The organism is Mycolicibacterium chlorophenolicum, assembly GCF_001044235.1.
Classification (GTDB): domain Bacteria; phylum Actinomycetota; class Actinomycetes; order Mycobacteriales; family Mycobacteriaceae; genus Mycobacterium; species Mycobacterium chlorophenolicum.
In genome coordinates this window covers 276795-287977 of sequence record NZ_JYNL01000064.1, presented here as the reverse complement: position 1 = coordinate 287977, position 11183 = coordinate 276795, and the positions used below count along the sequence as shown (strand labels likewise).

The 11183-nt window shown below is 66.8% G+C and carries 12 protein-coding genes; 3 read left to right on the top strand and 9 right to left on the bottom strand.

Annotated elements, in window-relative coordinates; all coding sequences use genetic code 11:
- Positions 1–255 precede the first annotated feature (255 nt).
- Positions 256–396, top strand: a complete 141-nt coding sequence (locus tag MCHLDSM_RS38590) for a hypothetical protein (RefSeq protein WP_168439946.1) — start codon at positions 256–258, stop codon at positions 394–396.
- A gap of 78 nt (positions 397–474) precedes the next feature.
- On the opposite strand, the gene MCHLDSM_RS23675 is transcribed toward MCHLDSM_RS38590, so the two are convergent.
- Positions 475–1332, bottom strand: coding sequence for an LLM class F420-dependent oxidoreductase (locus tag MCHLDSM_RS23675; protein WP_048472262.1), 858 nt, complete (start codon positions 1330–1332; stop codon positions 475–477).
- Positions 1333–1384: 52 nt separating this feature from the next.
- On the opposite strand from MCHLDSM_RS23675, the gene MCHLDSM_RS23670 reads away from it, so the two are divergent.
- Positions 1385–1954 carry a TIGR03086 family metal-binding protein gene (locus tag MCHLDSM_RS23670; protein WP_048472261.1) on the top strand — a complete coding sequence of 190 codons (570 nt, stop codon included), beginning with the start codon at positions 1385–1387 and terminating at the stop codon, positions 1952–1954.
- A gap of 4 nt (positions 1955–1958) precedes the next feature.
- On the opposite strand, the gene MCHLDSM_RS23665 is transcribed toward MCHLDSM_RS23670, so the two are convergent.
- From MCHLDSM_RS23665 to MCHLDSM_RS37845, 7 genes are all read right to left on the bottom strand, one after another.
- On the bottom strand, positions 1959–3584 hold the full coding sequence (locus MCHLDSM_RS23665; RefSeq protein ID WP_048472260.1) for a SulP family inorganic anion transporter: 1626 nt from the start codon (positions 3582–3584) through the stop codon (positions 1959–1961).
- Positions 3581–3958: an ArsR/SmtB family transcription factor gene (locus MCHLDSM_RS23660; protein WP_048472259.1), complete on the bottom strand. Its 378-nt coding sequence runs from the start codon at positions 3956–3958 to the stop codon at positions 3581–3583. Before MCHLDSM_RS23660 ends, MCHLDSM_RS23665 begins: the two co-directional genes overlap by 4 nt.
- Before the next feature lie 104 nt (positions 3959–4062).
- Positions 4063–5319 carry a 9-bladed beta-propeller domain-containing protein gene (locus MCHLDSM_RS23655; protein WP_131722687.1) on the bottom strand — a complete coding sequence of 419 codons (1257 nt, stop codon included), beginning with the start codon at positions 5317–5319 and terminating at the stop codon, positions 4063–4065.
- A 198-nt stretch (positions 5320–5517) separates the two neighbouring features.
- Positions 5518–6714, bottom strand: coding sequence for a 9-bladed beta-propeller domain-containing protein (locus MCHLDSM_RS23650; RefSeq protein ID WP_131722686.1), 1197 nt, complete (start codon positions 6712–6714; stop codon positions 5518–5520).
- Positions 6715–6902: 188 nt separating this feature from the next.
- Positions 6903–7355, bottom strand: a complete 453-nt coding sequence (locus tag MCHLDSM_RS23645; RefSeq protein WP_060937554.1) for a hypothetical protein — start codon at positions 7353–7355, stop codon at positions 6903–6905.
- Positions 7356–7357: 2 nt separating this feature from the next.
- Positions 7358–7678, bottom strand: coding sequence for a type VII secretion target (locus tag MCHLDSM_RS23640; RefSeq protein WP_048472257.1), 321 nt, complete (start codon positions 7676–7678; stop codon positions 7358–7360).
- Entirely contained in the window at positions 7675–8859 is a 1185-nt protein-coding gene (locus tag MCHLDSM_RS37845; RefSeq protein ID WP_131722684.1) for an EspA/EspE family type VII secretion system effector, read from the bottom strand. Before MCHLDSM_RS37845 ends, MCHLDSM_RS23640 begins: the two co-directional genes overlap by 4 nt.
- Before the next feature lie 95 nt (positions 8860–8954).
- Between MCHLDSM_RS37845 and MCHLDSM_RS23630 the strand changes: the two genes are divergently transcribed.
- Positions 8955–9959 (top strand): PHP domain-containing protein, encoded by a 1005-nt coding sequence (locus tag MCHLDSM_RS23630; RefSeq protein WP_048472255.1) that lies wholly within the window; start codon positions 8955–8957, stop codon positions 9957–9959.
- On the opposite strand, the gene dinB is transcribed toward MCHLDSM_RS23630, so the two are convergent.
- Complete coding sequence (gene dinB, locus MCHLDSM_RS23625; protein WP_048472254.1) at positions 9960–11174, bottom strand: DNA polymerase IV; 1215 nt, start codon at positions 11172–11174, stop codon at positions 9960–9962. It abuts the gene before it with no gap.
- Positions 11175–11183: the final 9 nt, after the last annotated feature.

The window sequence follows — 11183 nt, the reverse complement described above, 5'->3', positions numbered from 1 at the left end:
TCGATCACCGAGCGTGCACAGGCGGTTGCGATCGCATCGATTTCACAACCGTGACGGCACGCTCGGTGCACGAGACGGTCGCAGCACGGTTTCGGCGCGTTAACACACGTCACTCCAGTCACACCAGAAACAGCATATTTTTATTCGGCGTGCCTCCAACTGTTTGCCAGCAGTCAGGTATCTAATGACTCGGTGAGGGCGCTGCGGTAAGGTGGCTCCCCGGTTCAGCTATTGACATACCGCAGGAGTTTCACCGTGTACATCAACCCGATTACCCGGACGCGGATGGGGCGAATGGCCTGGTCATTGTTCCGCCACCCCGTCAAGAGCCGCACTTTTCCCGCCAAGGCGGAACGGCTGATCACCGCCGACGAACTCGTGCGATACGGCTACTAGCGAATTTTGTCGCTCCCGTAGGCGATCTCCGGACGCTGTTGGAGCCTACTTTTGCCGGCCGTTATCATTCCGTGACCGTCAACGGTCTTTGCTGAGCAGCCCCGAATCGCGGATGGTCTCGGCCAGCGGCTCGAGCACCGCGGGATCGTAGGGCGGCGGCAGGTAGATGATCGCGAGATCGAGGCCCTCGGCGCCCAGCGCGATGCAGTCCTCGATGACGCGGCGGTAGTTGCGGTCCTCGCCGAGGCGGACGTGCGCCGACAGCAGGATCTCCTTGGGGTCGCGACCCACGTCGGCGCAGTGCCGGGCGAGCACGTCGCGCTTGCGGGCGAACTCCTCGGGGGTGCCGCCGACGAAGTTCCAGTGATCGGCGTACTGGGCGGTGATCCGCAGCGTGCGCTTCTCGCCGTTCCCGCCGATGCAGATCGGCGGATGGGGCTGCTGCGGGCCCTTCGGCTCGTTGCGCGCGTCCTTGAGCTGGTAGTAGTGGCCGTCGAAGGTGGTGGTCTCCTGCGAGAGCAGCCCCTTGAGAACCTGGCACGCCTCCTCGAAGCGGTCGAAGCGCTCCTTGATGCTGCCGAGCTCGATGCCGTAAGCGCCGGATTCCTCTTCGTTCCAGCCGGCGCCGATACCCAGTTCCAGTCGGCCGTCGGAGACGATGTCCAGCGCCGAGGCCATGTTCGCGAGGACGGCGGGGTGCCGGTAGTGGATACCGGTGACGAGCACCCCGACCCGCAGCCGGGTGGTGGCCTGCGCTAGCGCGGTGAGCGTCACCCACCCCTCCAGGCAGGGGCCGGTCGAGTCGGAGAAGATCGGATAGAAGTGGTCGAAGGTCCAGCCGGACTCGAAGACGTCGATGTCGTCGGCGGCCTTCCAGACGGCCAGCATGTCGGACCAGGTGGTGTTCTGCGGCGAAGTCTTGAATGCGAATCTCACTTCTTCGACTCTAGAACGATGACTTCGCGGCCGTCGACCGGTCGGTACGGACATGATCGACATGACCTCGGCGTGTGCGGGCACCGCCGACCTTCTGCACAACGTCGGCGACGAGCACCTGCCGGGGCGAACCCCCTGCGCCGACATGAGCGTGGCGGCCCTGGTGTCGCACCTCGGCGGCCTGGCGGCGGCCTTCACCGCGGCGGCGGACAAGCAGTACGGCGAGCTGACCGACAACCCGCCGGAGGTCAGCGAGGATCTCGAGACGGATTGGCGCGCCGCCTACCCCGATCGGCTTCAGGCGATGGCCGCCGCGTGGCGTGAACCGTCGGCATGGGAGGGCATGTCCCGTGCGGGTGGCGTCGACTTCCCCGCGGACGTCGGCGGGCTGATCGCGCTGACCGAGGTGGTCGTCCACGGATGGGATCTGGCCCGGGCGACGGGGCAGCCGTACTCCGTCGACGACACCGTCCTGGAGGCGGTGCTGCCGCACGTCACGACGTTCGCCGAGGGGCCGCCGGTCGAGGGGTTGTTCGACGCGCCGGTGCCGGTCGCCGACGAGGCGCCGCTGCTGGACCGGGTCGTCGCGCTCACCGGCCGGGACCCGGGCTGGACGCGTTAGGGACTCAGTGCGGCCGGCTGCTCACATGGGTGCGGGCGTGTTCGACCGCCTCGTCGAGCGTGTCCACGAGATGGCGTTCGTGGCGCAGTGATTCGAAGACACCGACGTTCTCCAGCAGCGCCGAGTGTTCCTCCCGCACCCCCTTGATGATGACCGTGATGCCGCGGGATTCCAGCTCGGAGCAGATCTGGGCCAGCGTGTTCGCGCCCGTGGCGTCGAGCATGCCCAGTTGCGACATCCGGATGATGACCACCGACGTATGAGGGTGGTCGGCGTCGACGATCGCCGTCGAGATGCGGTCGGCCACGCCGAAGAACATCGCCCCGTCCAGTCGCAGCAGCGCGATCTCGTCGTCCCCGGGCTCAGCCGCGCCGGGCAGGTCCTCGCGCACCACGCTGCTGCGCCGCGCCACGCTGCGGAGAGCGAAGAACGCGGCGACGACGATGCCGATCTCGACCGCGTCGATCAGATCGAAGCAGACGGTGACCGCCGCGGTCAGAATGAACGTCAGGGCATCAGATCGTGTGGAGCACAGGATCTTTCGTATCGTCGACGCGGAGATCATCCGAAACGAGGTGACCATCAGCACGCCGGCCAGCGCGGCCAGCGGGATCGCCGACACCGGCCCGGTGGCCAGGTAGACGACGCCCAGCAGCACCACCGAGTGCACGATCGCCGACACGCGGGTGCGGGCGCCCGACCTGACGTTCACCGCGGTGCGGGCGATCGCTCCGGTCGCGGGCATCCCGCCGAAAAGGCCCGAGGCCACCGACGCCAGCCCCTGCCCGACCAGCTCGCGGTCGGGGTCGTACGGACCCGTGGGTGACATCGTCGCGGCGACCCGCGCGGACAGCAGTGACTCGATGGCCGCCAGCGCGGCGATGGCCAGCGCTGCGCCCACGAGATCGCGCAGGGCGCCGACGTCGGCGTGGGGGAGCACCGGGGCGGGCAGCTGGGAGGGGAGTTCTCCGATGGTGGCCACCGGTAGTCCCAATGCGACGACGAGCACCGTCGCGGCGACGACCGCCGCGAGCGATGCGGGAACACCGCGGTGCAGCCGCGGCAGGGCCGTCATCAGGAGGGCGACGAACGCCACGACGCCCAGCGTTCGCGCCGCGTGGCTCCAGTCGACGTGGGAGACGACGTGCCACGCGGTGGTCAGCGTGCGTTCGCCGGCCGTGCCGGTGGCGCCGAACGCCGCGGGAACCTGCTGCAGGAAGATGATGCTGGCGATGCCGAGGGTGAATCCCTCGATCACCGGCCACGGGATGAACGTCACCGCACGTCCCAGGCCCGTGACTCCGGCGGCGAGGACCAGCAGTCCGGCCAGCACGGTGACCAGGGCGACGCTGCCGAGGCCGTGGGCGACGACGATCGGCGCCAGCACGACGGCCATCGCGCCGGTCGGACCCGACACCTGGACGTTCGATCCGCCGAACACGGCGGCGACGAGTCCGGCGACGACGGCGGTGATGAGTCCCGCGGCCGCGCCGACCCCGGAGCTGATCCCGAACGCCAGCGCGAGCGGGAGGGCGACGACACCCACGGTGATGCCGGCCAGGATGTCGCGCCGCCATGAGCGTGGCAGGTCCGCGTAGTCGCCGCGACCCGGGAGCAGGCGGGCGATCATCGGGGTTCGCCGAGTGGCGGCAACGAGTCGAGTGCGTCGAGCTGATGGCGTTGTCCGCCAAGGGTATCGGCGAGGAAGGTACGGGCGATCACCAGCAGTTCGGCGATCTTGGGGTGGGCCAACTCGTAGATCACCGCGTTGCCGACGCGTTGTCCCGTGACCACGTGGTGGCGTTTGAGAACCGCGAGGTGCTGGGACAGCAGGGTGGGCTCGATGTCGGCCTGGGCGAGGATCTCGCTCACCGGGGTGGGCCGACCGTTGGCCGAGAGGATCTCGAGCACACGGATGCGGGCGGGATGGGCCAGCGCCTTGAAGAGGTTGGCTTTGGTCTCGTAGAGCGGGCGCTGCTCGCCGGTGGGGAAGCGGTCGGACATGGTGAACCTAGCGGATTGATGGATTGAACGAACTCTCAAGTGAATGGTACGGCATCCGCGGGCCGCCCGAGCGCGCCGGGGTCGCGCCTACTGACGGTGACGCGTCAGGGCGCGACGAGTGACGTCAGTTCGGTCCCGTCGTCGGACAGTTGGACGAGGGTGGTGCCGGCCCGCCAGACATCGCGGAAGGATCCGACGGCAGACGTGTGGGACCACCGCTCGGTGCACGTGGCGATGTCGACTCCGCGTGTCTTCCGTCCGATGGCGGGGGTGCCGGAATCGAAAACAGCTGTCCTGCCGTCACTTCCGACGAGGCCGGAAAGGTTGGTCTCGCAGATCTGACCTTTCTCGCCGGTGTCGAGGTCGTACTCCTGCCACTGATCACCGGATTGCGACTTCGACTGATTGACGAACAATCGTGTTCCCAGCAGCAGAACTCCCCAGCCCGGGTCGAACCCCGTGATGCGGGCGAGCGGATATCCCTCGTTGCTGTAGACGGTGGCTCGTCGGGCTGAGTATGTGATGGGAAGATCTCGCGTCAGCGTGTCCAGCGAGCCGGAGGCCACGGACTGCCCGAGTCGCTTACCGCTGGTGTCGAAAAACCACAGCGCGCTTGGAGTCGGTGCGGGAGACTTGGGCGCGACCTCCACGGCGAATCCGCCCGGGTAGACGACAGCCGACATCGGCATCAGGTCGTCACTCAATCCATAGTCGAGAACCTTGCCGTCGTGGAGGGAAAACACCACCATTCGGTCGGACCCCCGGCCGCCAGTCACCTGGGTGGCAAGAACCTGGGGTGCGACGTTCGTCCATCCGATACCGTTTCCGACGCGACCGTCTCCCGGGACGAACCACGTCGTGTTGGCCGTGTCTCCGATCCCGTAGATACCCTCGTCCATCTTGCCGGCGACTGCGTAGTCGCCGACCTGCTCGACTCCGAGATGGCCCGGGTTCAAGCTGAGATCGGTCGGTCCCTGGTAGAGCACGCTTCCTGTCTTGGCATCTACCACCCACGCTGCGTCCGGTTCGCCGGAGGCGATGCACAGCACCCGGTCTGGGCCGTTGAGGAAACACTTGGGCGGGAACGCCGCCGGGAGCGCGAGCGGCGCGAAGAGAGGACGGCCATCCTGCGCCCCGAGTCCGGCAAGCCACCACCGCCGCTCGCCGGTTGTCGTGGTGATCATGAAATATGCTCTGTCCTGGACACTTCCGATGAAGGGCTCAGACCACAGAGGATCTGGACCTTCACCGAAGCGAAGTGATCCCGTCTGCTGGGCAACAGCATCGGCCACTCCGAGGTCCGCCACAGAGCGTCGCCACCCCGGCACTGGCTGGACAGCCATCGTCGAAGACAGGAGCATTTCTTGCCGAGGCTGCCATGTGGGCCGCGCGACAGGTGAGCCCTGGATTCCGCACGCCGTAACGGCGATGATCGACACGATCAACAGCGCCGCAACAACATAGAGTCGCGGCCATCTCGGTGTGCGGCTCATCGACTGCTCATCGCTCAGGACCCGGCAGTTCTGCCGAGTTGCCGGCGCGGTCCATGGCGGTAGAGCTCACTGGTTGCGTGGGACGAGCGACATCAATTCGTCTCCGTCATCAGATGATCTGATGAGGGCTGTATCGATATGCCAGATTTGGGCCGAGGAGTCCGCGCGCGCAGGCAGTGACCATAACTCGTCGCAGGTCGACAGACTCCGACCTCTGGCGAGAATTCCTGCCTGAGGATTGTCCACGGCGAACACCCCGACTTCGTCGTCACTACCGCGATACCGACTCCGCATGTCGAACGGACATGTCGTTCCTTCTTTCCCTGTACGCCAATCGTATTGCTGCCACTCGGGAAAGCTCGCGTTGCTAGTTCTGTTGGCGAACAACACGTCACCGACCACCCGAACTCCCGTTGGTACTTCACCATCGGCCTCCAGGATGCGCGTGCCATCGGGTGCGAACACCATCCATTTGCCATTGTCGCCCTCCACGATGGGATAAGTCAGCGTCGCCGTGCTGAGGCGCCCTGACTGACCGCGGTCACCGACACGCTGTCCCTCCTCGTCGAAGAACTGCACCTCTGTGGGCCCGTCGTCGGTCGTCACTTCGGCTGCGAAACCACCGGGGTAGGTGACCGCTTCGTCAACCTCAGCGCCTGCCGCGACCGGGGGTGTAACGACACGGCCGTCTCGAGCGGAGAACACGGTCTTGGCGGAGCTTCGAGGATCCGAGGCGCTTTGCGTGGTAAGGAAACCCGTCGCGCCGGGCTCGTCAAGCGCATTGGGGGGAATGTCGCCGTCGCCCGGCACGAACCAGGAGGTGGTGGCCCGCGGACCGACGCCGAACACACCTTGTCCCTGAGTGGTCGCGACGCTGGCCACCCCGATCTGCCGCACGGTCAGATCGGCGCCGTCGACGCGCAGATCCGTCGGACCCTGATAGGAAACGCGGCCGCTTGTCGCATCGACAACCCACGCCGTGACCGGCGCTCTGTAATCGTTCAGACACAGCACGCTGTCGACATTGAGAAAGCACCGGGGGGGCTCCGACGTCGTGTTCAACGAAACTGGTGGAAAGGCCGGTTGCCCGTCGCGGGTCTTCACGGCGATCAGCCACCATTGCGTGTCAGGAGTCGTCGTTTCCTTGGCGATGAAGAATCCTGTCCCGGCGAGATCGCCGACGTACGGGACCGCTTCCATCGGCGATGGAATCGCGAGATCTCGCGGCCGCGCTGACGCTGAGGCACTGAACATGTCGATCAACTTCGTCCGCCAACCGGGGACGGGTGCGGCAGACAGGTCGCCGTGGAGACTCGGCGCGGGCGGTTGCCATGCGGGCGGAGCTGTTGCTGCCTCACGATGTGTCGACGAGCCGCCACATGCCGCTACGAGAACCGCCAGCCCAGTGCTCAGTGTGAGCGACACAAAGCTTTTCGCGATGAGTCGGCTGATCATCCGTGGATGCCTGTGTGGCGCGCGGAGAACAGTTCAGCCCTCCTCAGAGCAACGGTGTCGGGCGAAGGCAATCCGAGCTCGTTCTCCAGATGGCTACGCACAGCGATCTGATCGTGTCCCAGATTCTGCATGATTCCGGTGACGATCACGTGCTGGGCGGCGCGGGCTTGTAGCCGCGCCAGTTCGGTGATCCCCGAGATCTCCTCGCCGAGTTCACATTCGGTGTATCTGGCGCAAGATGGCGTCAGGTCGACGGAGAGCACCGTACCGTCGAGCAGGACGGTGACGCCCACCGTTTGCTCTGGATTCACCGCTGTGAACATCAAGGTGGTGACGGTGTCGTGGTCGTGTCGGTCATCTCCGGGAGCTGGAGGGCCGGCCGTCAGGGCATCCAACGCGGCATCGTCGAGTGTGTCCCCGGAGAGTTCCTCGTGTGCGTCCCACCTCATGTTCACAGCCCGCACGCACCGATGTTGTCGCCCGAGCGGTAGTCAGCATCGTCGTAGTTGTCTGCCGCATCGGTCAGCCTCGTGGCCAGTTCCTCGGAGATCTTGTGGAGCGTCGCTCCCGCCTCCGCCCGGGCGCTTTGTGCCGCTGCAACCGCCATGTTGGTTGGTGCACAGACGATTCCGTGGGAACTCCACATGCTGCTCGCCGTGTCTCTGACGCTCTGGTTGGCAACGGTGATGCGACCGGCTGCAGCTCGCTGTTTCGAGGACAGCCAGCGCACGTGGTCGGTCAAGACAGCGAGATTCTTCTCGAAGTCACTCATCGCTCTCCGTTCGGAGTGGCAGTGACCTGATCGGCGTGCTGCTGCTCCGCTCCGAGTGGCGCGCGTGCACCGGGGACGCCCGCAGCTCGTGCACCGCCGGACGACGTCTCCTGACGCCGATACGACCTGGACGGGGGTGCAGGTGTGGAGCCCGCCGCGGCGGCGGTCCTGCCTCGGCCAACAACGCGTTGCGCTTGCGTCGGTATGACCGAGGAAGGCGTTGGTGAGGGTGGCGCCGAACCTGCTGTGGCGGGCGGAGTTGCCGTCACCCCGTATGGGGTGGCGGGCGGACCGAAAGGTATCGGTTCCAGGGGCGTGGGCACCTCGTAATCGCGGCGTGGATCGAGTCGGCGAGGTCGATGACCGGGTTGTATGTCCTTCTTGGCATCGATGAAGGGATCGCATGCGCCCGTAGCGAGGTCCAGCTTCTCCTGTGCCGCGTCCTGATAGTGGTGGAGTTGACTGCGGATCTTTGCGGCGTTGGAGAACGACGCTTGCGCCAGGTTCGCCACAGTGAATGTGGCAGTTGCCAATCCGGCTGCTGCGGCGGCCGAGTCGACGGACAGTTTCGCTGCTCGTCCACCGGGCACGACATTCATCCATGAGGTCGACAGAGCGAAGTCCTGGAGATGCTGCGACGTGTTGTCCAGTGTCGACCGGGTACGCGACACCTCATCTGTTTCGTCGCTCAAGATCCGCTGAATCTCTCCGTCGGCGACCTGCACCCTCGAAGTGAGGTTCTTGTGAGTGACCGCCCTGTCCAGATAGATACCCGACGCGTCGCCGCTCCAACGATCGTCGTGGGGCTTCGCATCGATCAACAGGTCGACGGCTTCTTCGAGCAGGTGGGCGGAGGCGCGAAACCCTTCGCCGTCCTCCGGCGCACCGCTGCCCGTCGTCGCCTTCATCGCCTCGATCGCCATCAAGGCTGCATCGATGGGTGGGGAATCAGTCAGTTTGACGAGTGTGCTCTCGGCGAATCGTCGGGGAACCTGACCCAGACTCGCGCCGAGACCCTCCAGTCCCTGAAGGACGTCGTTGACGTCGCCGATGACTTGCGACCCGTTGGTCACGGCGCCGTGGACGTCCCCGGTCAACACATCGCCGAGGAAACCAGCGGTGTCGGCGACCGTGCTCGCTCCGCCATGGACGACATCGAAAGCGTCGTCGAGGAAACCCACCAGCCCCCCGCCTTTCTTGACTCGAAAAGCCTAACAACCCCGCGAGAGGGGTCTTGACACGAATGTGTGCACCGTTCTAGGGGCACACTGGAGGCATGGATCCGGTCACCGCACTGCGCCAGATCGCCTACTACAAGGACCGCGCCCGGGAGGACCCCCGGCGAGTGATGGCCTACCGCAACGCCGCTGACGTCGTCGAAGCACTCACCGATGCCCAGCGCGAGAAGCACGGCGCCGCCAACAGCTGGCAGTCGCTGCCCAGGGTCGGACCCAAGACCGCCACGGTGATCGCCCAGGCCTGGGCGGGCCGGGAGCCCGACGTCCTGGTCGAGTTACGCGAGTCAGCGCAGGATCTCGGTGGTGGCGAGATCCGCGCGGCCCTGCGCGGCGACCTGCATGTGCACTCCAACTGGTCCGACGGCTCGGCCCCCATCGAGGAGATGATGCTGGCCGCCCGCGACCTCGGCCACGAGTACTGCGCGCTGACCGATCACTCGCCGCGGCTGAGGATCGCCAACGGACTGTCACCCGACCGTCTGCGCGAGCAGCTCGACGTCATCGACGAGATCCGCGAAACGGTCGCTCCCATGCGGGTTCTCACCGGGATCGAGGTCGACATCCTCGAGGACGGCTCACTCGACCAGGAGCCCGAGCTCCTCGACCGTCTCGACGTCGTGGTCGCCAGCGTGCACTCCAAGCTCGCGATGGACGCGCCGGCGATGACACGGCGCATGATCAAGGCCGTCGAGAACCCGCACACCGACATCCTCGGCCACTGCACCGGCCGCCTGGTCACCGGCGGACGGGGCATGCGCCCGGAGTCCCGCTTCGACGCTGAAGCCGTCTTCACCGCGTGCCGCGACGCCGGCACCGCCGTCGAGATCAACTCTCGGCCCGAACGCCGTGATCCGCCGACCCGGCTGCTGACCCTCGCGATGGACATCGGCTGTGTGTTCTCGATCGACACCGACTCGCACGCACCGGGGCAGCTGGACTTCCTCGGCTACGGCGCTCAGCGGGCGCTCGACGCCGGGCTCGCCGCCGAGCGCATCGTCAACACCTGGGACGCCGACACACTGCTCGAGTGGACCCGGTCCTGATCAGTCCGGCAGCATCGGCATCTCCCATCCCGGGTCACGGCCGACCAGCACGCCCCGCATGACCGCCGCGTTGCCGTAGCGTCCACGTACCCGGTCGACGGCCGAGTCGATGCTCGTGGTGTCGGCCGTCAGCGCGGAATGGGTGAACGGCAGCTCCATCTGCTGGGCCCCGTCACGGTCGATGTTGCAGACCGCGAACCCGATCAACGTCAGACCGCGCTCGGCGATCAACGGACCCGCCGCCGCGACCAGAGCCCGCGCCGCCCCGAGGATCACGTCGGTCGACGCGGTGGCCCTCGGCAGCGTGTGGGACCGGGTCACCCGGGCGAAGTCGTCGAACCGCAGGCGCAGCACCACGGTGCGACCCGTTCGCTCGGCCGCACGCATCCGCCGCGTGATCCGATCGACCAGATTGACCACGACCGCGTCGATCTCCGAACCCGACATCGTGTTGCCGGCCCGGCCCAGCGCGCGCTGGGCGCCGACCGAGCGGCGGCGCTGCCCGGTGACCACGCGCCGACGATCGATGTTGTGGGCCAACGCGAACAACTGCCGACCCATCGCCCCGCCCACCATCGAGCTCAGGGTCGCCTCGTTGAGCTCGGCCACGTCGGCGACCGTGTCGATGCCGTGCTCGCGGAGCTTGCCCGCAGTCTTCGCGCCGACACCCCACAGCCGCCGCACCGGCAGCGGGTGCAGGAACGCGAGTTCGCGGTCCGGCGGCACCAGCAGGAGTCCGTCGGGCTTGGCCTCCTGGCTGGCGACCTTGGCGAGGAATTTGGTGCGGGCGATCCCCACGGTGATCGGCAACCCGACGTCGTCGCGGACCCGTTCGCGCAGGCGTGCGCCGATCTGGACAGGGGTGCCCGACACCCGGCGCAGGCCCGAGACGTCGAGGAACGCCTCGTCGACCGAGAGCGGCTCCACGAGCGGTGTGGTGTCCCGGAACACCTCGAACACGGCCTCGCTGGCCTTCGAGTACGCCGACATACGGGGCGGCACGACGACGGCCTGCGGGCACAGCGCGCGGGCCTGCCGACCGCCCATCGCGGTGCGCACGCCGAATGCCTTGGCCTCGTAGCTGGCCGCCAGCACCACACCGGCGCCGACGATCACCGGCTGGCCGCGCAGCGCCGGGTTGTCCCGCTGCTCCACCGATGCGTAGAACGAATCGAGATCAGCGTGGAGGATGCTCGCTTCCCCGGACACGAACATATGTTCGCA